Genomic DNA, 23,012 nt, shown 5'->3' with positions numbered 1-23,012 from the left:
CCGGATGGCACTCAGCGCGACGGGTGATTCAGCGTGTCGATGACGCAGCTCCTGAACAATTCCAGCAGCGGTGTGTGCCGCTGCAGGTATTTGCTCACCAGCACGATCTCGCGGAAAAAGGTCATCTCGCCCAGATCGATGATCCGCACGTTCTCCGCGTGCTCCAGCCACAACCCGGCCATGGGCACCAGCGCCACGCCGAGCCCGGCGCGGACCATCTTGACGATGGCGTCCAGTTCGTCGAGCTCCAGGGTTTGCCGCACCTCGAGCTTGCGCTCGCGCAAAAACTGAGTGACCCGACGGCCGCCGAACGAGCGTTGATCGTAGCGAATGAAGGGGTTCTCGCTGAGGATCTGGCGTGGGTCGTCACCCGACATGCCCGCTGGAGTGATGAGCACGAACGGCTCTCTGGCGATGACCTCGGCGTGCAGCTCCTTCGGCAGGGCGAACGGCGGCTTGATCATGATCGCCAGGTCCAGCTCGCCGGCGTCCACCTGACTGAGCAGGTTCAGTGACACGCCCGGCACCAGGCTGGCTTCAATGAACGGCGCCTTGCTGCGCAACGCCACCAGGGCCTGGGGCAAGATGCCGGTCTGCGCGGTGCTGATGGCGCCAATGCGCAGCGCGCCACGGAAGTCATTGGCGCTGTCGGGGCTGCCCATGCGCCCGAATAACTGCAGCATTTCTTCAGCCAGTGCCACGGCGCGCTGACCGGCAGCGTTGAGGGTGGCGGCGCGGCCGGTGCGGTCGAACAGGGTGACGCCGAGGGTGTCTTCGAGGTTCTTGATCTGCGCACTGACCGCCGACTGCGTCAGCCCGACCTCACGTCCGGCCGCCGCAAAGGTGCCTCGCCGCGCGACGCAGACAAAGGTTTTCAACTCTCTGATCATCGTCAGGTCCTGGATGGGGATTCAAGTCGGGCAGGGCGCATCAACAGGCGGCCGGCAGCGGATAGTACCCAGTGCCGCCGACAAATAAAAATGCCGCCTCATTGGGCGGCATTCTGTATCGCGAGACGCTTAGCGGTAGCGTTCAAGCCAGTGCGCGTAGGGAGCAGGCAGGGTCCACGAAGCTTTATCGACGCCCAGTTCTTTGGCGGCGAAATACGCCCAATGCGGATCCGCCAGGTGCGCACGGCCGATCGAGACCAGGTCCAGCTGACCATTCTGCACGGCGGCCTGAGCCAGTTTTGGATCGCCGAAACCCCATGCCGAGGTCACCGGGATATCGGCTTCGCGGCGTACGCGCTCGGCGATCGGGCCCATGAAGGCCGGGCCCCACGGGATGTTGGTTTCAGGGATGGTGAAACCGACGCTGACGCTCAGCAGGTCCAGACCGCCGGCCTTGAAGCGGCGCGCCAGTTCGATGGATTCGCTGAGGGTCTGCTCGTCACGGCCGTCGTACTCGATCACACCGAAGCGCGCGGTCAGCGGCAGGTTCTCCGGCCATACTTCACGCACGGCGGCCAGGGTTTCCAGAAGGAAGCGGCTGCGGTTGTCGAAGCTGCCACCGTAGGCGTCGGTGCGCTGGTTGGAGTGTTCGGAGAAGAAGCTCTGGCCCAGGTAGCCGTGGGCGAAGTGCAGTTCGATCCACTCAAAACCCGCTTCACGGGCGCGGCGTGCTGCGTCGACGAAGTCCTGCTTGACCCGGGCGATGTCATCGAGGGTCATTTCCTGCGGGACTTTCGGCAGGTTGGCGCCGAATGCGATGGCCGACGGCGCGATGGTCTGCCAGCCACGGGCGTCATCGGCCGCCATATGGTCGTCGCCTTCCCATGGACGGTTGGCGCTGGCCTTGCGGCCGGCGTGGGCAATCTGGATGCCTGGGACCGAGCCGGCGGCCTTGATCGCTTGCACTGCAGGAATGAACGCCTTGGCGTGCTCGTCGCTCCAGATACCGGCGCAACCCGGAGTGATACGGCCTTCAGGGGAGACGGCGGTGGCTTCGACGACCACCAGACCGGCCCCGCCGCGGGCCATGCTCGCCAGGTGAACGTGGTGCCACTCGTTGATCACGCCGTCGTCTGCCGTGTACTGGCACATTGGAGGGATGGCGATGCGGTTACGCAGGGTCACGTCCTTCAGCGTGAAGGGTTCGAACAATGCAGACATGAAATACTCCTGATGATTGAATTCGCTTGTTCGATAGTATTCGAAATATGGCGAAGAATGAAACCCCCCGCTATGATGCGCGGCATGCGCGCCTTCAAACATCCGTTACCTACCGAACTCACACTTGAGCGTTTGCTTTACGCATTAAGTGACCCCGTGCGTCTCGAAATCGTTCGCTGTCTTTCCTCGGTGGCCGAGGCCACCTGCGGTGAACTCGACGGCGGGCGGCCCAAGTCCAGCATGTCCCATCACTTTCGCGTCCTGCGCGACGCGGGCCTGGTGCACACGCGCAACATCGGGACCACCCACATGAATTCACTGCGCACTGACGAACTGGATATTCGCTTCCCTGGCTTGCTGCGGTGCATTCTGACGCAGGCGTGAATCGGCATTTTCAGATGTACGGAGCCGTTCGTTTCACAGCCGCAGCGCAAACAAAAATGGCCCGATCTTGCGATCGGGCCATTTTATTTGGGGGCTTGAACCTGACGCTTAGACAGCGCCGACGATCTTCGCAGCCGGTTGGGTACGACGACCCATTGCACCAGCGCCTGCCGCGACAAGGGCAGATACCACCAGGGTGAGGAGCAGGATCCAGGCGGCGCGGGAAATGTTTTTCGCCGCAACGTCAGCCGCTTCTCGGGCTTTCTGTTCTGCCTGAGCTTTCAGCTCCTGATACTTGGCGTACGCCTGACGGTAGCTGGCCTGGGCCTGATCAACGATCTGGTTGGCTTCAGCGTCGGTCTTGTTGCCGCGGGCCTTGATCAGGTTGACGAACGCCTGGCGGTCAGCCGCATCCCAGGCCTGGTCGCCCTTGGCCTTCAGCCGGTCCAGCAAGCCGCTCAGTTGCTCGTCGGCTTGTTGCGGCGCTTGAGCGCTGCGCTGGGCGGTGTTTTTAGCGTCTTCCTGGGTGGTGGCGACGTCCTGCTTGACCTTGTTCGGATCCAGCTCCGGCTTGCCGGTCTGGCGCATGGCTTGTTCGATCTCGCCCTGGATATCGTCCAGATTGAAGTCGATGCCTTGTGCACGCAGTTGCTCCTGAATCTTGCCGCCAACGGCCGGGGCCACTTGCGCGATACCGCTGCCAACTGCCGACAGGCCACTGCCTGCCAGGTTCAGACCGCCACGCACGACGCCGGTCACGGCGCTGGACACCAGGTAAACGCTGATCAGCGAAACGCTGGCCCAGACCAGAATGCCGTGGAAGGCGCCTTCGCGATGGGCCAACCGGCCGGCGGCCCAGCCCCCGACGAACAGAGAAATGACCATACTGACACCCAGCCAGATGCCGGTGCCTTTGCCCATGCCCGCTAGCGGGTCGGCTTCCTGCAACGGATCAATGCTGGCGCTGCCGATGGCGGTGCCCAGCAGGCTGAGCATGAGTGACACGACCAGTGCGAGGACCACACCGGCCAGAATGGCGCCCCAGGAAATACGTTTGAGCAAGGGTGCGACAGCGGTTCCCCGGTAGACAGGATCATCGTAGCCAGCAGGCGTTAGTTGGTCATCGCGAATCATGGTGGCAGTTCCTTTGGTCATTGGCAGTACGCAAGAATCCTTGCGCTTAATTCAATGACACTCAGGCTTTTTGGTTAGTTTTATGCCGGCGAAAAATAAAATGATGGCAAAATGCTCAAACTATCAGAATGCTGGAAATTCAAAGATCTGCCAGCAGATTAAATTGGAATTAATGTTATTCAGAATCGCGATATTGCGGCTCCCCGCATCCTGTACTTCGCTACCCCCTATGCCACCGTACTTATTTTCTCCGAGACATCCTGATGAATACCCTCACCGCCGATGACCGCACTCAGGTCACTCGGGAAGCCACCGTTGAATACTGGAAACACATCATCCCGATCGTGCAGATCGCGTTCGCGATCCACGTGCTTCTGCTTGGACTGTTTTTGATCGTGAACCTGCCCGTGATGTGGATCACCAACGCGGCGAGCGTCACGGCCTACATCGCCTGTCTTCTGGCGATCAAACGCCGAATGTATCGATGCGCGGGCATGCTCATCTGTCTCGAAATCATTGCCCATGCGGCCATCGCCACCTGGGTTCTGGGGTGGGACAGCAACTTCCACCTGTACGTCTTCTGCATCGTGCCCATCATCGCTTTCGGCTTTCATTCCTCGCCGGTGCGCCGCGGCTGTCTGAGCGCTGCCGTGCTGATCGTCACGGTGGGCGGGTACCTCATGCGTAACAAGGTGCCGGTGATCAGCGTCAGCGAGCAGGCCCAGGACCTGTTCGGCGCGGCCAACGCCTTGACCGCCACGGCATTGCTGCTGCATGCCACAGCACTGTCGGTGCGTTTCAACCTGTCGATGCACATGAACCTTTACCACTCGGCCCACCGTGACAGCCTGACCAACCTCTATACCCGCCGCCGCGTGCTGCAGCGCTTGCGTCAGTTGGGCGGGGGGCGCCGCGAGATCCCGACGGCGCTGGTGCTGATCGACATCGATCATTTCAAGCTGATCAACGACCAGCACGGCCACGACATGGGCGACGTGGTGCTGCAACAGGTCGCCGACGTCATTGGCCGATGCGTGCGCACCACCGACATCGCCGCGCGCTGGGGCGGCGAGGAGTTTCTGGTATTGATGCCCAACACCCCCTTCGAGGATGCCCGGCTGATCGCCGAGCGGATACTGACGCACATTCGCGAGCAGGCCGGGGAGACCAGACAGGTGAGCCTGGCCCTCACCGCGACCCTGGCGGTGGCCATCTTGAAAGACGGGGAGATGTTCCGCGATGCGCTGAACCGGGCGGATCAGCGTTTATATGAAGGCAAGCAGGAGGGACGTAATCGGGTGATGCGGGCGGAGTGAGTGCGGTGTTGCCACTGACGCCTTCCCGGCTAAAGCCGGTCCCACAATTAAGTCCGGCGCCGGCCTTGCTGGGTGCACGCGATGCTCTTTAGTGGGACTGGCTTCAGCCGGGAAGAGGCCGGTGTGATCACCATCGATTTCGCAGCGTGCCCACTGACGCCTTCCCGGCTAAAGCATGCATCTCCGAGGCTATAACCGGGCCCACTGAGCGTCAGCTGAGTCGGGTCAGGTATTCCGGGACGGGCTGTTCGGGCAGTACGGACAGGACTTTCAGCCGCTGCAGCATCCGCTGGCTGGCGCGGTTGAGGTGTTCCTTGAGGTTCAGCGCTGCGGCGTCGAAGGCGCCGTGCAGCAGGAGTTCCAGGATCAAACGATGTTCGGCCAGCATCGCGTCGTCGGGCCCGATGCCCAGCTGGCTGTAGAAAATCCGGCTGATGATCATGGGGCTCTGGCCCTGGCGGATCAACGTCGCGATCTTGCGGTTGGTGATGCCGGCCAGGCAGTGGTGATGCAGGTCCTCCTCCAGTCGCTCGATGTCCGCCAGGCTGCACTGAGCGCTGTTCTGCGCGGCTTCCACTCGCGCGAGCATGGCCACAAGGTCGTCCCGGCTCAGGCCCGGCGCGGTCTGGCGCAGCGCTTCAGGCTCGAGGCAGGCCCGCAGCTCGTAATCTTCGGTCACTTCCCGCGCGGTGAGGGGCCCGGCCAGCCACTGCGAGTAGGGCTCTTTCTCCACCAGCCCCCGATCACGCAGCCGCATCAGCGCCTCGCGCACAACGGCCCGGCTCACGCCATAGTGTTCGGCGGCGATTTGCTCGTCGAGACGATAATGACCGAATGCGATACAGGTCGATAACGCCGCGCCGATTTCATCGTAAATCCGTTCCCCCAGCGGGCGCGTGTCCACCAGCTCTTCACTGCTATCGAGGCCCAGCTGATGATGGGTCAAGGCCAGGCGCACCGGCTGCACCTCGGCGCCCTCGGGGTTGACCAGATAACCGCGTCCGTTGAATCGGCTGATCAGGCCTTCTTCATGGAGCAGATCCAGCGCCCGGCGCACTGGCACCCGACTGGTGCCGAACAGCTCTGCCAGCGGCGCTTCGAGCAGCACCAATCCTTCAACCACGTCACCGTTGACGATGGCATCGCGCAGGACCTGCCGGATCGTGGCGTAGCGGGACGCAGTGCGGGGATCCTCGGTGGACATCGATTTCATACACTTCTCGGAAGGCGGGCGGCGATTCTCGCACAAGACAGGTTGTCACTGCGGGTCACGTCAGAACGCACGGTATTGGAGCCGTTGTTACTTTTCTGCACTAAAACGTACCTTTGCGTAAATATCCATCCTTAACAGCCTCCACTTCAGCACGGTCGAGCAGCCGCACATTCGGTGAGTCGGTAAAACCCGGCAACGTATCTAGCGCGGCCATCCTGGCCCGGCGTCTCGCGCATCCACCGCTCCATGAATAAGCCCGTGCCGACTCTGGCACGCTTTCTGCCTTTGTTAAACGTACATTCTCTGAATATGTACATTAAAGGGTAGATGAAATGTCCGACGCTCGCTTCCCGGATCCGTTACTCGCCGACGCACTGGCCATGGCACAAGATTTCGCCAGTGGACGCAGCGACCCGGTGCAGGCTCTGGACGCTGTACTGGCGAAGGCGGCCGCAGTCGATGACGTGTTCATCTCTTTCTCTACTCAACGAGCACGCCGCGAAGCTCAAGCCTCGGCGGCGCGGTGGACGGCGGGGCAACCGGCGAGCGCGCTGGACGGCGTGCCCATCGCCTGGAAAGACCTGTTTGATCTGGCCGGCAGCCCGACCACCGCAGGCGCAGCGGTGCGCCGTGAGTGCGCGCCAGCCCTGCTGGATGCGCAGATCGTCGGCCTGCTGTCACGGGCCGGGATGGTCAGCGTCGGCAAAACCAACCTCAGTGAGTTCGCCTACTCCGGCCTGGGGCTGAATCCCCATTTCGGCACGCCGCACAATCCGCTCGGGCATGACCAGCCGCGCATTCCCGGCGGCTCTTCGTCAGGCTCGGCGGTCGCGGTGTCAGCGGGCATCGTCCCCATCGCCATGGGCACCGACACCGCCGGCTCGATCCGCATCCCGGCGGCCTTCAACGGCCTGGTGGGTTTTCGCAGCAGCTGCCGACGCTACAGCCGCGACGGCGTCTTTCCCCTCGCGCACACCCTCGACAGCCTTGGCCCGCTGACACGCAGCGTGCGCGATGCCGTGGCCATTGACGACATCCTGCGAGGCCGCTCCAAGCCGACCTCTCTGCTGCCGCGCTCGTTGGCCGGCCAGCGTTTCCGGGTCGATCAGGCGGTCCTTGAGGACGACCGCGTCGAGCCGGCCGTGCGCGACAACCTGCTGCGTTGTGTGAGTGCGATTCAGGCCCACGGCGCCCTGATCGACGTGCGTCCGTCGCCTGCCTTTCAGACCACGCTCGACCTGATCCAGCAACAGGGATGGCTGGGCTCGGCAGAAGCGTTCGCCCTGCATCAAGCCTTGCTCGACAGTGACGCGGCCGCGCAACTCGACCCTCGGGTACGACGTCGTCTTGAAGCGGCGCGGGCGTTCCCGGCCAGCCAGTTGATCAACCTGTACAGCGCCCGCGAACGCCTTCAGCAACAGATGAGCGACGAACTCGATGGCGCCTTTCTGATTACCCCGAGCGTGGCCCACGTGGCGCCGCCGCTGGCGCCGTTGTTGAGTGACGATGACCTCTTCATACGCACCAACCTGGCCACATTGCGCCTGACCATGCCGGGCAGTTTGCTGGACATGCCGGGCGTGTCGCTGCCAAGCGGCTGTGACGCCCTGGGCCTGCCAACCGGTGTGTTGATCAGCGCGCCGTGTGGCGAAGACTCACGTTTATTGCGCGCTGCGCTGGCCGTTGAAGCCGCGGTGCGCACCTTCCCGAACGAATGATCCGATAACTCCGCTGGAGAACGATGATGGCTAAAGAAATTCTGTGCGCCTTCGGTGTCGACGTAGACGCCGTGGCAGGCTGGTTGGGTTCATACGGTGGCGAGGATTCGCCTGACGATATTTCCCGTGGCCTGTTCGCGGGCGAAATCGGGGCGCCGCGCCTGCTCAAGCTGTTCGAGCGCTACGGCCTGCGCACCACCTGGTTCGTGCCCGGTCACTCGATGGAGACGTTTCCCGAGCAGATAAAGGCCGTGTTCGACGCCGGTCACGAGATCGGGGTGCACGGCTACAGCCACGAAAACCCCATCGCCATGACCCCCGAGCAGGAAGAAATCGTCCTCGACAAGTCCATCGAGCTGATCACCCGGATGACCGGCAAACGCCCGACCGGCTACGTCGCACCCTGGTGGGAGTTCAGCAAGGTCACCAACGAGTTGCTGCTCAAGAAGGGCATCAAGTACGACCACAGCCTGATGCACAACGACTTCCACCCTTACTACGTGCGCGTGGGCGACAGCTGGACCAAGATCGATTACACCCAGCACCCCGACACCTGGATGAAACCGCTGGTGCGGGGTCAGGAAACCGATCTGGTGGAAATTCCGGCCAACTGGTACCTCGATGACTTGCCGCCGATGATGTTCATCAAAAAGGCGCCCAACAGCCACGGCTTCGTCAACCCGCGTCATCTGGAAGAGATGTGGCGCGATCAGTTCGACTGGGTCTACCGCGAGCACGAGCACGCCGTGTTCACCATGACCATCCACCCGGACGTCTCCGGTCGCCCGCAAGTACTGCTGATGCTGGAGCGATTGATCGAGCACATCCAGAACCACGCCGGCGTCAAGTTCGTCACGTTCGACGAAATCGCCGATGACTTCGTCCGCCGTAATCCTCGCCACAGCTGATTGCCCCTTCATTCCGAGGCGTGACCCATGTCCATTTATAACAAGCTTGATCTGACCGGCTGGAAACCCCAGCAACTGACTTCCGAACAAGTGCGCTACGCCACCTGGATCGCGTTCTTCGCGTGGGTCTTCGCGGTGTACGACTTCATCCTGTTCGGCACCTTGCTGCCGGAAATCGGCCGGCACTTTCAGTGGGGCGAAGCGGAACAGGCGGAAATCGCCACCTGGGCTGCGGTGGGCACGGCGGTCATCGCGCTGGCCATCGGGCCACTGGTGGATCGCCTCGGTCGACGCATGGGCATCATTTTTACGGTCACCGGTTCCGCGATCTGCTCGGCGCTGACGGCGCTGGGCGGATCATGGGGCAAGTCGCCGCTGATCCTGATCCGCTCCCTGAGCGGGCTGGGTTACGCCGAAGAAACCGTTAACGCCACTTACCTCAGCGAAATCTATGCGGCCTCCGAAGATCCGCGCCTGGCCAGGCGTCGTGGCTTCATCTACAGCCTGGTGCAGGGCGGCTGGCCGGTCGGCGCGCTGATCGCCGCCGGACTGACCGCGGTGCTGCTGCCGATCATCGGCTGGCAGGGCTGCTTCGTGTTTGCCGCGATCCCGGCGCTGGTGATTGCGTTCATGGCGCGCAAGCTCAAGGAGAGCCCGCAGTTTCAGATTCACCAGCGCATCACCCAGTTGCGCAAGGCGGGCGACGCTGAACAGGCCAAACAGGTGGCGATGACCTACGGCGTGGATTACGAAGAACATCGCACGGCCGGCTTCGGTGCAGCGTTCCGGGGCACCTCACGACGCGCCACCCTGGTGATAGGCGCAGCGATCCTGCTCAACTGGGCCGCGATTCAGGTGTTCAGCGTGCTGGGCACGTCCGTGATCGTCAGCGTGCACCACCTCTCGTTCGAGAACTCGCTGATTATTCTGGTGCTGTCTAACCTGGTGGGCTACTGCGGTTACCTGAGCCACGGCTGGATGGGCGACAAGATCGGTCGACGCAACGTCATCGGCCTTGGCTGGATGCTCGGCGGCCTGTCCTTCGCCGGCATGCTGTTCGCCCCCAGCAACATGCCTACGGTGGTCGGCCTGTACAGCCTCGGGCTGTTCTTCCTGATCGGTCCGTATTCCGCCGCCCTGTTTTTCATCAGCGAGAGCTTCCCGACCAGCATCCGCGCCACCGGCGGCGCGATCATCCACGCGATGGGCCCGCTCGGCGCGGTGGTCGCAGGGTTTGGTGCGACCTCGGTGCTTAGCGCCGGGGGCGACTGGCAGACCTCGGCGCTGTATTTCGGTGCCGTGCCGTGCTTTTTGTCCGGCGTACTGATGTTCGCCGCCCGCCACGTGCGCCCAGAAACAGTCCAATAGAAACCGTCCAATAAGGAACTGAACATGACTCGCAGAGTAGCGTTGATTACCGGGGCCGCCAGCGGGATCGGCCAGGCCCTGGCGGTGGCGTTCGCGAACAAGGGCGTCGCCGTAGTGGGCGGCTATTACCCGGCCGACCCCCATGATCCCGAGATCACGGCGCGGTTGGTGGCAGAGGCGGGCGGCGAATGCCTGATGGCCGAACTGGACGTCACCCAGACGGCTTCGGTGGACGCACTGGCCGAGCAGGCGATCAGCCGCTTCGGCCGGATCGATTACGCGGTCGCCAATGCCGGCCTGCTGCGCCGGGCGCCGTTGCTGGAGATGACCGACGAACGCTGGAACGAGATGCTCGATGTCGATCTCACCGGTGTGATGCGCACTTTCCGCGCGGCGGCCCGGCACATGGGCGAGGGCGGCTCCATGGTGGCGATTTCGTCGATTGCCGGCGGCGTCTATGGCTGGCAGGACCACTCGCACTACGCCGCTGCCAAAGCCGGTGTGCCAGGGTTGTGCCGCTCACTGGCGGTGGAACTGGCGTCCCGGGGGATTCGCTGCAACGCGGTGATTCCGGGTTTGATCGAGACACCGCAATCGCTGGACAGCAAGAACTCGCTCGGGCCGGAGGGCCTCGCCAAAGCGGCCCATGCCATCCCGTTGGGCCGTGTCGGTCGGGCCGATGAGGTCGCGTCTTTGGTGCGATTCCTGTGCAGCGACGAATCCAGTTATCTCACCGGACAAAGCATCGTCATCGATGGCGGCCTGACCGTGCGTTGGCCGGAGTAAGGCGCAACGCTGATCCGCTATTGATTGCGCCACAAGCCGCAGACTGAAAGAGGAAACACCATGCAACTGGTCAATAAGCGCGCGGTGATTACCGGCGCAGGCAGCGGCATCGGCGCCGCCATTGCGCGGGCCTATGCCGAGCAGGGCGCGCGGCTGGTCCTGGCCGATCGCGACGCCGTTACCCTGGCCAACACCGCCCAGCACTGCCGCGAACTGGGCGTCGAAGTGGTCGAAAGCGTGGCCGATGTCGGCACGGTCGACGGCGCGCAGGCCGGGGTCGATGCCTGCGTTCAGCACTTTGGCGGCATCGATATTCTGGTCAACAACGCTGGCATGCTGACCCAGGCCCGCTGTGTCGATCTGACCCTGGAGATGTGGAACGACATGCTGCGCGTCGACCTGACCAGCGTGTTCATCGCCAGTCAGCGCGCCTTGCCGCACATGCTTGCGCAGCGCTGGGGACGCATCATCAACGTCGCGTCGCAGTTGGGCATCAAGGGCGGCGCCGAGCTGACCCATTACGCGGCGGCCAAGGCCGGAGTGATCGGCTTTACGAAATCCCTCGCCCTGGAAGTGGCCAAGGACAACGTGCTGGTCAACGCCATTGCGCCGGGGCCGATCGAAACGCCGCTGGTGGCCGGGATCAGCAGCGCGTGGAAGACCGCCAAAGCGGCGGAGCTGCCCCTGGGCCGCTTTGGTCTGGCGCAAGAAGTGGCGCCCGTCGCCGTGCTGCTGGCCAGCGAGCCCGGCGGCAATCTGTTCGTCGGCCAGACCCTGGGGCCCAATTCCGGCGATGTGATGCCTTGATGCCCAAGCACAAAGAACATAGCCGCGAATAGCTCATCACCCAATAAAGCAGGAGCGAATGACCATGTGTGGACTCTGCGGCTTGCTGGGCGAAGACGTGCACTGGAGCGATCCGCTGGGTGACGAACTGCCCCGGCGCCGCGAACGCCTGCGCCGGATTGCTGCCATCAACAAGGTGGTGGCGCCGTTTCGTTTGAAGGTCGAAGACTTCCAGGGCGTCTCCTACCTGCTGCTCGGCGCCACTGGCAAGCAGGAACTGGCGAGCGGTCTCGACCAACTGTGGCAACGGGCCGAGCAGTTGATCGGGCGTCCGCTGGACCCCCTCGATGAACGACTGCTGGACCACCTGGAGCAGCACCCATGAGCATCGCGCTGAATGTCATCACCGGCTTTCTCGGCAGCGGCAAGACCACCTTGCTCAAGCGCCTGCTGCAGGGGGAAACCCTCGGCGACACGGCGCTGCTGATCAATGAATTCGGCGACGTCGGCATCGATCACCTGCTGGTGGAAGAGGTCGCGCCGGACACCGTCCTGCTGCCCAGCGGCTGCGTCTGTTGCTCGATTCGCGGCGAATTGCGCGACGCGTTGAGCGATTTGCTCCAGCGCCGCGCCCGAGGCGAAGTGCCGGCCTTCCGACGGATCCTGCTGGAGACCACTGGCCTGGCCGATCCTGCGCCCATTCTGGCGACCATCAACAATGATCCTCATCTGCGGGGCCGGGTGCATATCGGGTTGGTCGTCACCGTGGTCGATGCCAGCCATGCCGCGCTGCAGGAGCGCCTGCACCCGGAATGGATGGCCCAGGTCGCCGCCGCCGACCGGCTGCTGATCAGCAAGACCGACCTCGCCGATGAAGACGCACTGCGCACGCTGCAACTGCGTCTGCACTCGATCAATCCTGCGCCGGTGCTGACCACGGATTCCATTCAGAGCGGCGATCAACTGTTGCTCGGTGACGGGCTGCACAGCCCTGATCCCGCCCAGGAGGTCGCGCGCTGGCAATTGATGGGCGTGCGCTCGACGCCCGCGCGCCACGGTGAAGCGCAGGTTTGCTGCCTGACCTTTGAACGCCCGCTGGACTGGGTCGCTTTCGGGGTCTGGCTGTCCATGCTGCTAAGATGCCACGGCGAACGAATCCTGCGCGTCAAAGGACTGCTTAACGTGAACAACAGCCACGCCCCCGTCGTCATTCATGGCGTGCAGCATTGCCTGCACGCGCCGGTGCACCTGCCGCAATGGCCCGGCGACGACCATCGTTCGCGGCTGGTGTTTATCGTGCGCGGGCTGGACACCGCGCTGTTGCGCCGCTCGTTCGAGGTGTTCAGCGAGCGCTTGGCGCCGGCACCCCGGGAAGCGCTGGCATGACGGTGACGCTAAGGGTGCTGGGCACTTCGGTGACGCTGCTTGAATCCCTGCGGGTTCGCGCCGAAGAAGACCTGGGCATCAAGCTGGTCTATCAGGTGCACGACGTGCAGACCGCCCAGCGCATCGCGGTCATGCAGCCCGACAGTTACGATCTCTATGACCAGTGGTTCCACAACGTGGATTTCGTCTGGCCCGCCCGTGCGATCCAGCCCATCGACACGCGCCGCGTCGCCTTGTGGCACGAAATCAACGACCTGCCCAAACGCGGCAGGCTGTCGGCCAGTGACCGGCTCGGCAGCGGCAGCGTGCCCAGCGAGCGTCTGTTTGTGCAGCACGACGGCAGCCTTGGCAGCGCGGTGAGCGAACGAATCAGCATGCTGCCACTGACCCACAACGCCGACAGCTTCGCCTATCGCCCCGAGCGCCTACCCGCCGGCTTCAGTTCGGCGGACGAGAGCTGGGGCTGGCTGGTCGATCCGGCCTGGTGCGGGCGGGTGGCATTGCAAAGTGACGCGGCCATTGGTGCCCTGGACGCCGCGCTCGCTGTGCAAGGCGCGGGGCTGGCGCAGTTCCGCGACATTGGCAACCTGAGCATCGAAGAGATCGACGTGCTGGCCAACATCCTCGTACGCAAGCAGGGGCAGGGCATGTTCGGCGCGTTCTGGTCTGACGATGAAGAAGCGGCGGAGCTGATGCTGCACCCGACGATCGACATCCAGAGCTTGTGGTCGCCGACTCTGGTGCGCCTGCATCGCGCCGGCGTGAAATACCGCGTCGCCGTTCCGCGTGAGGGCTACCGCGGCTGGTTCGGCGGCTTGTCCCTGTCACGCCACGCCAAGGGCGCGGTACTCGATGCGGCCTACGCGTATTTGAACTGGTGGCTGTCCGGCTGGCCAGGGGCAGTCATGGCCCGCCAGGGTTATTACATCGGCAATCCGGCCCGCAGCCGCGAACACCTGAGCGCGGCCGAGTGGGATTACTGGTACGCCGGGCTGCCCGCCCGCGAACAACTGATGGGCAGCGACGGCCTGCCGCTGATTGACATTGGCGAGGTGCGCGATGGCGGCTCCTACGAGCAGCGCATGGGCCACATCGCGGTGTGGAATGCCGTCATGGATGAACACAACTACCTGGTGCGCCGCTGGGGGGACATCTCCCGTGCAGGGGGAAAAGGCACTCGCAGGCAGTGAGGCGCTTGCGCAGGCTGTCAGTGGGGGGACCGCTGCGCTGGCGTCCCTGCAAAGTGCCCGGCTGGCTGATTGACCGATAAACACATTCACATCCATCGATTACTCATGGACTATAGGCGCCATTTGGCGGCCTCTACAGGAGGCCCGCGCTCGTAGCTTCAGGATCCCGTGAATGAACATCAAGATTGAAGCGCTGATCGCCCGCAAGATCGGCTTCGCCTCCCACCAGAATGCCGTTCCCCTCGTGCGTGAATTGAGCCTCTGGAACCAGGAAGACACCACCCTTGAAAACCTGGTACTGACCTTAAGCACTGACCCGGACTTCGTTGAAAGCCGAAGCTGGAACATTGACCGCATCCATCCCGGTGATCGCCTCAGCGTCTCTGATCGCGACATCAAGCTGAACGCCGCTTACCTGTCCGGCCTGACGGAAAGCCTCAACGCCGACGTGGTGATGCGCGTGTCCCAAGGCGAGACGCTGCTTGTCGAACAGCGTTTCCCCACAGAACTCCTCGCCCGCACCGAATGGGGCGGGTTGAGCGCGATGCCGGAGTTGCTCGCCGCGTTTTGCATGCCCAATGACCCTGCGGTGGACCGGGTGCTCAAAGCCGCCTCGCAGGTGTTGCGCCGTGCCGGCAAGAAAGACGGCATCGACGGCTACGAAAGCAAATCCCGCACCCGCACCTGGGAGCTGGCCTCTGCCATCTGGTCAGGGGTGTGCAGCTTCCAGCTCAGCTATGCGCTGCCGCCTGCCAGCTTCGAGCAGCAGGGCCAGAAACTCCGACCGCCGAGTGTGGTGCTGGAAAACGGTGTGGCGACGTGCCTCGACACCGCGTTGCTGTTCGCGGCCGCGCTGGAGCAGGCCGGGTTGAATGCGCTGTTGGTCATGACCAAGGGGCACGCGTTCGCCGGCGTCTGGTTGCAGCCGCAGGAATTTTCCCAGTTGCTCACCGATGAAGCGTCGGCCGTGCGCAAGCGTCTCGATTTGAAAGAAATGCTGGTGTTCGAGACGACCCTCGCGACCCAGGCGCCTGCGCCGAGTTTTTCCCGCGCGGTGGCCGCCGCCGAACGTGAGCTCGACGATGAGCAGTTCATCATGGCCATCGACGTGCATCGCGCCCGGATGCAGAAGATTCGCCCGATGGCGCTGGTGTCAGCCGTCCCGGTCGATGGCGCCGACGATACACCGCCCGTGATTGAGGGGCTGGAAGAAGCGCCGTCGCTGCCGGGGTTCGATGTCGAGATCAATGAGGACGCCTCGGGCCCGGCCGGAAAACTCACCCTGTGGCAACGCAAACTGCTCGATTTGACCACCCGCAATCGTCTGCTGCATTTGCCGGACAGCGCCAAAGGCGTGCGCCTGCTGTGTCCCGATCCTGCGGCCCTTGAAGATCTTCTCTCCAGCGGTCAGCGCATCCGCGTGGTGGCGGTCCCCGATTTGAAAAGCAGCGGCCGTGATGAGGCCTTGTATGAACAGCAGAACAACGAAAGCCTGGTCGACGAAGTGGCCCGTCAGGCCCTGGCGCGTGGCGAAGTCCTGGCCAGTCTGGAGAAGGTCAAGCTGGAAGCCACGCTGATCGACCTGTTCCGCAAGGCCCGCAGCGATCTGGAGGAGGGCGGTGCCAACACACTGTTCCTGGCGATCGGCTTCCTGAAGTGGAAGAAAAGCGCCGACGACCCGAAAACCTATTCCGCTCCGCTGGTTTTGTTGCCGGTGAAACTCGAGCGTAAAAGCGCCTTGTCCGGTGTCACCTTGAGCCTGCTCGATGAAGAGCCGCGTTTCAACCTGACCTTGCTTGAGCTGCTGCGCCATGATTTCGAGCTGGTGATTCCCGGCCTTGACGGCGAGCTGCCCGGCGATGAAAGCGGCATCGATGTGGCCGGCATCTGGGACAGGGTGCGCCGGGCGGTGCGCGATGTACCCGGATTCGAGGTGAGCACCGAGCTGGTGCTGGGCACGTTTTCGTTTGCCAAATACCTGATGTGGAAAGACCTGAATGCCAACGCGGCCCAGCTGCTGCAAAGCCCCTTGGTTCAGCATCTGCTGGACCCTGACGCAGCGGGTGAGGGCTTTTCCGGTTCCGCGGACTTCCCCCGACCCGAGCGTCTGGATGCGACCGTCACGCCGGCTCAGCTGTTCGCACCCTTGCCCGCCGACTCTTCGCAATTGGCAGCGGTCGTGGCCTCGGCCAACACCCACAGCTTCGTCATGGACGGCCCGCCCGGCACAGGCAAATCGCAGACCATCGCCAACATGATTGCCCACAACCTGGCCCTCGGTCGCCGCGTGCTGTTCGTGGCAGAGAAACGCGCGGCCCTGGACGTGGTGTTTCGTCGCCTGGCCGAACAGGGCCTCGGCGAGTTCTGCCTGGAGCTGCATTCCAGCAAGACCTCGAAGGTCGAAGTGCTCAAGCAACTGGACCGCGCCTGGGACGTGAGTGAGGCACTGAGCGCCGAGGAATGGGAGCGTGAAGCCGCGCGATTGCAGACCCTGCGTTCACGGCTCAATCAACTGGTCGAGGTGCTGCACCGACGCTGGGATAACGGCCTGACCCTGCACCAGTCGATCGGTCGGGTGGTTCGCGACCACAGCCCGCAGGTGCCAAGGCTGGGCTGGGAAGCGGGCACCGAACACGATGGGGCCGAGTACGCCGGGTTGCTGGATCTCGCCCGTCGTCTGGGCCTCAATGGCAGCGCCGCTCGCGACCTGTCGGGCAAGTTTGGCGCCCTGGCGCAGACCCAATGGTCGAACGCCTGGCAGGCACAGATCGCCGGTGCCGCACGAGAAGTGCCCCAGGCGCTCGATGATTTGAATGCCGCCAGCGAACGGCTGCTGGCAATGACCCACGTGCCGCTGCCTGTGGCGGAAGTGAAAGAGGCCCGGCAGCTGCATGATCTCGCGGCACTGATTCTTGAATCCCATGGCCTGAACCTGTCGTTTGGCTTTGCACCCGATGCTGCCGCGCGCATCGAAGCGGCCCGGCGCAGTTGCCAGCTGCTCGAAAGCTATCGGGAGCTTGAAGAAACCCTGTCACTGGATTACGCCGATGAAGCGTGCCGTCGTGTGCCGGTCGCGCAAATGCGTAATGAGTGGCACGAAGCCGAGGGCAAGTTCTGGTTCCTGGGCACGCTGGCCCAGAAAAAGGTGGCGAAGAAACTCGCCTCGCTCGGTGGCGCGGCGGGCCTGCCGGACACCGTCGGCGACCTCGCTATTTTTGAACGCCTGCACGCCCAGCTGCTGGAAATGGACGCGTTGGCCAGCGACATGCAATCAATCCCCGGCTGGCAAGGCCTGAAGAGCGACCCGGTGCGCACGCTGCAGGCGGTGACCCTGGCCGAGCATTTGCGCAAAACGCTGATCGGGTTGGCCGAATCGCCCGAGCACCTGGTCGCGTTGCGCGGCGCCGTTGCGCGTCTGGTGATCGAGGCGAACGATATGCTGGCGCCGAATAGCCAACTCGCTACCGTCGTATCGACCTTGCAGCAGGCGTTGTCCCGCGTTGAGGCTGCCACGCAGTTGTTCGCGAGGCTGGCGTGCACTAGCACTGAGACGTCCCTGAGCGTGGCGATACTTCGGGCGACGTCACTGTCCATCCAGCAGCAGGAAGAGCAGCTCAAGGCATGGTGCGACTGGTGCCGGGTGCGCGAACAGGCGTCCGAGGCCGGCCTGGCCACTCTGGCCCGGGCACTGGAAACCGGCAGCCTGGTGCCGTCTGCCACCGAGGAGACCTTCGTCACGGCCTATGCCCACTGGTTCGCGACCCAGGGCATCGATGGCGAACCGTTGCTGCGCAATTTCGTGGCCGCCGAGCACATGAGTGACATCGGCACCTTCGTGCGTCTGGACGACGAACTGGCGAAACTGACCGTGCGCTATATCCGGGCCAAACTCTGCGGCTTGATCCCGTCCAAGAACGACATCCCCAAGAGCAGCGGCTTTGCCATTCTCAAGCACGAGCTGCAGAAATCGCGCCGGCACAAACCGGTCCGCCAGCTGGCGATCGAGATGGGCGATGCGCTGAATTGCCTGGCGCCGTGCATGCTCATGAGCCCGTTGTCGATTGCGCAGTTCCTGCCCGCCGATCAGCCGCCGTTCGACCTGGTGATCTTCGACGAGGCGTCGCAAATCGCGCCGTGGGACGCCATCGGTTCGATTGCCCGGGGCAGGCAGGTGATCATCGCCGGTGACCCTCGGCAGATGCCGCCGACCAACTTCTTCAGCCGTGGCCCGAATGCCGGCGACGACGACACCGCCGAAGACATGGAAAGCATCCTCGACGAATGCCTGGGGGCAGGGGTGCCGAGCCACAGTCTGAGCTGGCACTACCGCAGTCGCCATGAAAGCCTGATTGCCTTCTCCAACCACCGTTACTACGACAGCAACCTGATCACTTTCCCGGCGGCGGAAACCCGCGCCAGTGCGGTCGAGTGGCGCAAGGTCGAGGGCGTTTACGCGAAAGGCAAGGGGCGTTTCAACCAGGCCGAAGCCCAAGCCATCGTCAATGAAACCGTCAAGCGCCTTACCGACCCTGCGTTCGTGGCGGCGGGGTATTCCATCGGCATCATCACCCTCAACTCCGATCAGCAGAAGCTGATCAACGACCTGCTGGACGCGGCCCGCAAGCAATACCCGCAGATCGAGCCGTTCTTCCAGGACACCCAGACCGAGCCGGTGGTGGTCAAGAATCTGGAAACGGTCCAGGGCGACGAGCGAGACCTGATCATGCTCGGCATTGGTTATGGCCCCACCGAACCCGGTGCGCCGGTGATGTCGATGAACTTCGGGCCGCTCAACAAAGACGGCGGCTGGCGTCGGCTCAACGTCGCCATCACCCGGTCTCGCCGGGAAATGCTGGTGTTCACCTCGTTCGATCCGTCGATGATCGACCTCAACCGCACCAACGCGCGGGCCGTGCGGGATTTGAAGCACTTCATCGAGTTCGCTCAGCGTGGGCCGAAAGCGCTGGCCGAGGCGGTACAAGGGTCTGTAGGCGGTTACGACTCGCCGTTCGAGGAGGCCGTCGCCCAGGGGCTGAGGCGTCTGGGCTGGCAGGTGGTTCCGCAGATCGGCGTGTCACGGTTCCGCATCGATCTTGGCATCGTTCACCCTGACCGTCCGAGCGATTACCTGGCGGGTGTCGAGTGCGACGGTGCCACGTATCACAGCGCTGCCACTGCACGGGACAGGGACAAGGTGCGCGGGGCGATTCTCAGTGGTCTGGGCTGGAATCTGCTGCGGCTGTGGTCCACTGACTGGTGGGTGGATAAACAGGGGGCGTTGCAAAAACTGCACGTCGCGCTGAACGACCTGCTGGATCAATCACGAATGGACGGCGCTGCCGAACGGAGCCATGAAGCCGTCGCCGCGCCGGCAGTGGCTGACAAGGACCCCGTTTAAGGGGCCTGATCAGCCAATGCCGGCGTGGGGATCAGATCGGCGTGTTCATCAGTTCACGCACGCGAGCAGCCAGTGTTTCAATGGCAAAGGGCTTGGTCAGCACATGCATGCCAGGCTCAAGCTGGTTGGCGCCGATGGCCGCGCTCTCCGCGTAGCCGGTGATGAACAGCGTTTTGAGTCCCGGACGCAGCTCGCGCGCGGCGTCCGCCATCTGGCGGCCGTTCATGCCGCCGGGCAAGCCCACATCGGTGACAAGCATGTCGACACGCATGTCCGAGCGCAGCAGCGTCAGTCCGCTGGCACTGTCCGCCGCCTCCATGACGAAATAGCCCAACTCGCCCAGCACCTCCGTCACCAGCATGCGCACTGTGGGTTCATCATCCACAACAAGGATCGTTTCACCAATGCCTGCAGTTTGAGCGGCAGCATCAGGTAAGTGCGCTTCATTGGAGCCGGGATGCCCGTGGTGGCGGGGCAGGTAGATGGACAGCGTGGTCCCTTGTCCGACCACAGAGGCAATGCGAACCTGCCCCCCGGATTGCTGGGCGAAACCGTAAATCATCGAGAGGCCCAGGCCGGTGCCCTGGCCGATGGGTTTGGTGGTGAAGAAAGGATCGAATGCCTTCGCCACGACGTTGGCCGGCATGCCGGTCCCGGTGTCGGTGACGCTGAGGGTCAGGTATTCGCCCTCGGGGACCTCCAGCACCGCCGCTTCCGCGGTTCCCACGACTTGCCAACGGGTCTCGATGGTAATGCTGCCGCCGTCCTGCATGGCGTCTCGCGAGTTGATGCACAGATTCAGCAGCGCATTCTCCAGCTGGCTCGCATCGACCAGTGCAACGCAGCTGTCCGGCGAACCAATGGTCTGAACGGTGATGCTTGGCCCCACAGTGCGCTGGATCAGCTCGGTCATACCCTCGACCAGGCTGTTGATTTCGGTGGGCCGAGGATCGAGTGTCTGTCGGCGGGAGAACGCCAGCAACCGGTGGGTCAAGGAGGCCGCCCGTTTGGTGGCGCCTTGTGCCGTGGTCAGGTAACGGTCGACGTCCGTCAGGCGACCCTGGGCAAACCTGGCACTCAACAACTCCAGCGAACCGGAAATGCCCGCCAACAAATTATTGAAGTCATGGGCAAGCCCGCCCGTGAGTTGGCCCACGGCTTCCATCTTTTGCGACTGGCGCAGCTTCTCTTCGGCCTGCATCAATGCTGCGGTGCGTTCAGCCACGCGCTGTTCGAGCGTCTCATTGAGCGCCCTCAGTGCGGCGGTCGCGAGGTCGCGCTGGGCCTCGACCGAACGTCGCTCCTCCACATCAATCAGGACGCCCGGAAAACTCAAGGGCATGCCTTCGTCGCTGAATTCAACCCTGCCGTTGGCCTCGATCCAGTAGTACTTGCCGTCAGCCCGACGGACGCGATACTGGTGGGCATAGGCACCGCCGCGACCCAGCGCTTCGTTGATCGCTGTCATGAGCCCCGCCCGGTCTTCGGGATGGACGGTTGCCACCACCTGCTCCAGGCTAAGCCCTTCGTGGCCCAGCATCGGATCGAGTCCAAACGCTCGGGCGAAGGCTTCGTCAACGGTGAAACTGTCGCTGGGCAAATCCCAGTGCCAGGTCCCGAAAATGGCCCCGGCGGCGAGGGCCAGCTGCACACGCTCAACGTTCGCCCGCGCGACGGCTTCGCTCTGACGCAGGCGCTCCTCGGCATCGCGGCGCCCCGTCACGTCGTTGAAGATGATCGCAATCTGACATTCGGCAGGATCGCCGACGGGCACGGCCCGCACGTCAAACCAGCGCTGAAAGGCTTTGGCGTAGCTTTCGAATGTGGCCGGCACGCGGGTCTTGGCCACCCGGCCGTAGGTGTCGAACCAGAATTGCTCCAGATCCGGGGCAAACTCCCTGACCCATTTGCCCCGCAGGTTGACGCCAGCCTCACGTTCAAATGCCGGGTTGGCTTCAACAAATCGATAGTCGACCGGGTAGTCATTGGCATCGAACTTGACCTGAACGATGGCGAAGGCCGCGTCGACTGTTTCCAGAATCGTCCTGAAACGCTCCTCGCTTTGACGCAGTGCGGCCTCGGTGTCGCGAATCGGCGTGAGATCCAGCATCGCGCCAATCATGCGCACGGCGTCGCCTTGGGCGTCGCGGATAACGTGCCCACGGTCGAGTACCTGAGCGTATGTGCCGTCGGCCCGGCGAAATCGGTACTCGTCGCTCCAGCCGGTCTGCCGGCCGTCTATCACGTCATGGATCGAGTTGACGATGCGCTGCCTGTCATCGGGGTGAATCTGTGCCATCCACCATTCGCCGGTCATTTCGACCGTGGCGAGCGGATGCCCGTAGACCCGCTCCAGCGCGTCGTTCCACAGGACGTGGTTTTCTTTGAGGTCCCAGTCCCAGATCGCATCGTTGGTGGCTTTGACCGCGAGGCGGTAGCGAGTCTGAGCGTCTTCCATCGCCTGCTCGGCCACCTCTTCGGCGGCGCGCTCAGCCGTATTGTCGAGCGAGCCCGCGATAGCGTTCTGCCGTATGCCGGTGCAAAGGCTTTCCAGCCTCAGGGCTTCACTTGTCTTCAATGCCGAGCGCAACTGCACGACTTCAGCCTCAAGGGCTTCCCGAGTCAAATGCTTCAAGTGTCCACCTGCAAATGTAACGTTATGACCTGAGGTCGGAGGTGCGCCATGCGCCTTCCGGAACTGCGCCAGCCGACGGGTCCAGCAATATCGGCGGCCAGCGTTTTACGCTGCATGCTGGCAGAATGCAATTCGGCTTCCAGAAAGGACTCGGGCAGCGAGATAAAGGTTCCGGCACCGGGAATGATTTGCCAGGCCCGCAGTTGGCGTTTGTTCACCGGGGGGTGGCTTTTTGACCTGTCCTGCTGCAATGGGCTGCTCAATGCGCTTGACCTTGCCGCAGTGGAAAGGTCTAGCGTAAAGGCTTCGTCTTTACCCTCATCCAGGATTCCCGTCATGAAAAAGATTGCCGCCGTTGTCAGCGTCATTGCTCTGCTTGCCGTCACAGCCGTCAAGGCCGACCAGACGGAGGACGTCAAACAGATGCATGAGGCCTACCAGCAATCAATGGGCGCCATGAAAGACGACATGCATCACGGCATGATGAGCGACGATCCAGACGTTGCCTTCGCCGCGGGCATGCTGCCTCACCACGAAGGGGCGGTGGAGATGGCGAAGATCGAGCTCAAGTACGGCAAGGATCCGGAGATGCTGGAACTGGCGCGCAAGATCGTTGCGGCCCAGGCGGCGGAAATCGCGCAGATGAAGGCCTGGCTGAAAGCGCATCCGGCCAAGTAAA

The 23,012-nt window shown here is 63.2% G+C and carries 18 protein-coding genes; 12 read left to right on the top strand and 6 right to left on the bottom strand.

The window, feature by feature from the left end; all coding sequences use genetic code 11:
• Nucleotides 1-11 precede the first annotated feature (11 nt).
• Together ACYAR8_RS00895 and ACYAR8_RS00890 are read right to left on the bottom strand one after the other, a co-directional pair.
• Nucleotides 12-890, bottom strand: coding sequence for a LysR family transcriptional regulator (locus ACYAR8_RS00895; protein WP_463578782.1), 879 nt, complete (start codon nucleotides 888-890; stop codon nucleotides 12-14).
• A gap of 129 nt (nucleotides 891-1,019) precedes the next feature.
• The gene (locus ACYAR8_RS00890; RefSeq protein ID WP_074883775.1) at nucleotides 1,020-2,111 is read right to left on the bottom strand and encodes an NADH:flavin oxidoreductase/NADH oxidase; all 1,092 of its coding nucleotides are present in this window, start codon (nucleotides 2,109-2,111) and stop codon (nucleotides 1,020-1,022) included.
• Nucleotides 2,112-2,195: 84 nt separating this feature from the next.
• On the opposite strand from ACYAR8_RS00890, the gene ACYAR8_RS00885 reads away from it, so the two are divergent.
• A complete protein-coding gene (locus ACYAR8_RS00885; protein ID WP_463578977.1) occupies nucleotides 2,196-2,495 on the top strand; it encodes an ArsR/SmtB family transcription factor in 300 nt (99 codons plus the stop codon).
• Between the two features lie 108 nt (nucleotides 2,496-2,603).
• Here the strand turns inward: ACYAR8_RS00885 and ACYAR8_RS00880 are convergent, their stop codons facing one another.
• Nucleotides 2,604-3,629, bottom strand: coding sequence for a YrzE family protein (locus tag ACYAR8_RS00880; RefSeq protein ID WP_074883773.1), 1,026 nt, complete (start codon nucleotides 3,627-3,629; stop codon nucleotides 2,604-2,606).
• Nucleotides 3,630-3,892: 263 nt separating this feature from the next.
• On the opposite strand from ACYAR8_RS00880, the gene ACYAR8_RS00875 reads away from it, so the two are divergent.
• The gene (locus ACYAR8_RS00875) at nucleotides 3,893-4,945 is read left to right on the top strand and encodes a GGDEF domain-containing protein (RefSeq protein ID WP_463578781.1); all 1,053 of its coding nucleotides are present in this window, start codon (nucleotides 3,893-3,895) and stop codon (nucleotides 4,943-4,945) included.
• Nucleotides 4,946-5,156: 211 nt separating this feature from the next.
• Here the strand turns inward: ACYAR8_RS00875 and ACYAR8_RS00870 are convergent, their stop codons facing one another.
• Entirely contained in the window at nucleotides 5,157-6,149 is a 993-nt protein-coding gene (locus ACYAR8_RS00870; RefSeq protein WP_463578976.1) for a GntR family transcriptional regulator, read from the bottom strand.
• Nucleotides 6,150-6,490: 341 nt separating this feature from the next.
• On the opposite strand from ACYAR8_RS00870, the gene ACYAR8_RS00865 reads away from it, so the two are divergent.
• The 9 genes from ACYAR8_RS00865 to ACYAR8_RS00825 all read left to right on the top strand — a co-directional run bounded on the left by ACYAR8_RS00865 (nucleotide 6,491) and on the right by ACYAR8_RS00825 (nucleotide 19,698).
• A complete protein-coding gene (locus ACYAR8_RS00865) occupies nucleotides 6,491-7,876 on the top strand; it encodes an amidase (RefSeq protein ID WP_463578780.1) in 1,386 nt (461 codons plus the stop codon).
• 26 nt (nucleotides 7,877-7,902) lie between these two features.
• Nucleotides 7,903-8,784 (top strand): polysaccharide deacetylase family protein, encoded by an 882-nt coding sequence (locus tag ACYAR8_RS00860; RefSeq protein ID WP_463578779.1) that lies wholly within the window; start codon nucleotides 7,903-7,905, stop codon nucleotides 8,782-8,784.
• A gap of 27 nt (nucleotides 8,785-8,811) precedes the next feature.
• Nucleotides 8,812-10,152, top strand: a complete 1,341-nt coding sequence (locus ACYAR8_RS00855) for an MFS transporter (protein WP_463578778.1) — start codon at nucleotides 8,812-8,814, stop codon at nucleotides 10,150-10,152.
• A gap of 24 nt (nucleotides 10,153-10,176) precedes the next feature.
• Complete coding sequence (locus tag ACYAR8_RS00850; protein ID WP_463578777.1) at nucleotides 10,177-10,938, top strand: SDR family NAD(P)-dependent oxidoreductase; 762 nt, start codon at nucleotides 10,177-10,179, stop codon at nucleotides 10,936-10,938.
• A 60-nt stretch (nucleotides 10,939-10,998) separates the two neighbouring features.
• Nucleotides 10,999-11,745, top strand: a complete 747-nt coding sequence (locus ACYAR8_RS00845; RefSeq protein WP_463578776.1) for an SDR family NAD(P)-dependent oxidoreductase — start codon at nucleotides 10,999-11,001, stop codon at nucleotides 11,743-11,745.
• Nucleotides 11,746-11,809: 64 nt separating this feature from the next.
• Nucleotides 11,810-12,109 (top strand): hypothetical protein, encoded by a 300-nt coding sequence (locus ACYAR8_RS00840; protein WP_065989066.1) that lies wholly within the window; start codon nucleotides 11,810-11,812, stop codon nucleotides 12,107-12,109.
• Complete coding sequence (locus ACYAR8_RS00835; RefSeq protein WP_463578775.1) at nucleotides 12,106-13,110, top strand: CobW family GTP-binding protein; 1,005 nt, start codon at nucleotides 12,106-12,108, stop codon at nucleotides 13,108-13,110. Before ACYAR8_RS00840 ends, ACYAR8_RS00835 begins: the two co-directional genes overlap by 4 nt.
• Nucleotides 13,107-14,300 carry an ABC transporter substrate-binding protein gene (locus ACYAR8_RS00830; RefSeq protein WP_074883746.1) on the top strand — a complete coding sequence of 398 codons (1,194 nt, stop codon included), beginning with the start codon at nucleotides 13,107-13,109 and terminating at the stop codon, nucleotides 14,298-14,300. Before ACYAR8_RS00835 ends, ACYAR8_RS00830 begins: the two co-directional genes overlap by 4 nt.
• A gap of 172 nt (nucleotides 14,301-14,472) precedes the next feature.
• Nucleotides 14,473-19,698, top strand: a complete 5,226-nt coding sequence (locus tag ACYAR8_RS00825; RefSeq protein WP_463578774.1) for a DUF4011 domain-containing protein — start codon at nucleotides 14,473-14,475, stop codon at nucleotides 19,696-19,698.
• Nucleotides 19,699-19,729: 31 nt separating this feature from the next.
• On the opposite strand, the gene ACYAR8_RS00820 is transcribed toward ACYAR8_RS00825, so the two are convergent.
• Nucleotides 19,730-22,333, bottom strand: coding sequence for a PAS domain-containing protein (locus ACYAR8_RS00820; RefSeq protein ID WP_463578773.1), 2,604 nt, complete (start codon nucleotides 22,331-22,333; stop codon nucleotides 19,730-19,732).
• Nucleotides 22,330-22,701, bottom strand: coding sequence for a hypothetical protein (locus ACYAR8_RS00815; protein WP_463578772.1), 372 nt, complete (start codon nucleotides 22,699-22,701; stop codon nucleotides 22,330-22,332). Before ACYAR8_RS00815 ends, ACYAR8_RS00820 begins: the two co-directional genes overlap by 4 nt.
• Between ACYAR8_RS00815 and copM the strand changes: the two genes are divergently transcribed.
• Nucleotides 22,670-23,011 (top strand): CopM family metallochaperone, encoded by a 342-nt coding sequence (gene copM / locus ACYAR8_RS00810; RefSeq protein ID WP_074883740.1) that lies wholly within the window; start codon nucleotides 22,670-22,672, stop codon nucleotides 23,009-23,011. The genes ACYAR8_RS00815 and copM overlap by 32 nt on opposite strands.
• Nucleotide 23,012 lies beyond the last annotated feature (1 nt).

This window comes from Pseudomonas sp. HP_01 (genome assembly GCF_055284355.1).
Note: the sequence above shows the minus strand (reverse complement) of the source record. Positions and strands in the feature narration are given on the sequence as shown.

What these genes read in the sequence shown, in the direction of transcription:
- copM (WP_074883740.1), top strand. Translation starts at nt 22,670, where the DNA reads ATGAAAAAGATTGCCGCCGTTGTCAGCGTCATTGCTCTGCTTGCCGTC.
- ACYAR8_RS00870 (WP_463578976.1), bottom strand. Translation starts at nt 6,149, where the DNA reads ATGTCCACCGAGGATCCCCGCACTGCGTCCCGCTACGCCACGATCCGG.
- ACYAR8_RS00835 (WP_463578775.1), top strand. Translation starts at nt 12,106, where the DNA reads ATGAGCATCGCGCTGAATGTCATCACCGGCTTTCTCGGCAGCGGCAAG.
- ACYAR8_RS00850 (WP_463578777.1), top strand. Translation starts at nt 10,177, where the DNA reads ATGACTCGCAGAGTAGCGTTGATTACCGGGGCCGCCAGCGGGATCGGC.
- ACYAR8_RS00830 (WP_074883746.1), top strand. Translation starts at nt 13,107, where the DNA reads ATGACGGTGACGCTAAGGGTGCTGGGCACTTCGGTGACGCTGCTTGAA.
- ACYAR8_RS00895 (WP_463578782.1), bottom strand. Translation starts at nt 890, where the DNA reads ATGATCAGAGAGTTGAAAACCTTTGTCTGCGTCGCGCGGCGAGGCACC.
- ACYAR8_RS00825 (WP_463578774.1), top strand. Translation starts at nt 14,473, where the DNA reads ATGAACATCAAGATTGAAGCGCTGATCGCCCGCAAGATCGGCTTCGCC.
- ACYAR8_RS00855 (WP_463578778.1), top strand. Translation starts at nt 8,812, where the DNA reads ATGTCCATTTATAACAAGCTTGATCTGACCGGCTGGAAACCCCAGCAA.
- ACYAR8_RS00890 (WP_074883775.1), bottom strand. Translation starts at nt 2,111, where the DNA reads ATGTCTGCATTGTTCGAACCCTTCACGCTGAAGGACGTGACCCTGCGT.
- ACYAR8_RS00840 (WP_065989066.1), top strand. Translation starts at nt 11,810, where the DNA reads ATGTGTGGACTCTGCGGCTTGCTGGGCGAAGACGTGCACTGGAGCGAT.
- ACYAR8_RS00875 (WP_463578781.1), top strand. Translation starts at nt 3,893, where the DNA reads ATGAATACCCTCACCGCCGATGACCGCACTCAGGTCACTCGGGAAGCC.
- ACYAR8_RS00845 (WP_463578776.1), top strand. Translation starts at nt 10,999, where the DNA reads ATGCAACTGGTCAATAAGCGCGCGGTGATTACCGGCGCAGGCAGCGGC.
- ACYAR8_RS00880 (WP_074883773.1), bottom strand. Translation starts at nt 3,629, where the DNA reads ATGATTCGCGATGACCAACTAACGCCTGCTGGCTACGATGATCCTGTC.
- ACYAR8_RS00865 (WP_463578780.1), top strand. Translation starts at nt 6,491, where the DNA reads ATGTCCGACGCTCGCTTCCCGGATCCGTTACTCGCCGACGCACTGGCC.
- ACYAR8_RS00885 (WP_463578977.1), top strand. Translation starts at nt 2,196, where the DNA reads ATGCGCGCCTTCAAACATCCGTTACCTACCGAACTCACACTTGAGCGT.
- ACYAR8_RS00815 (WP_463578772.1), bottom strand. Translation starts at nt 22,701, where the DNA reads ATGACGCTGACAACGGCGGCAATCTTTTTCATGACGGGAATCCTGGAT.
- ACYAR8_RS00860 (WP_463578779.1), top strand. Translation starts at nt 7,903, where the DNA reads ATGGCTAAAGAAATTCTGTGCGCCTTCGGTGTCGACGTAGACGCCGTG.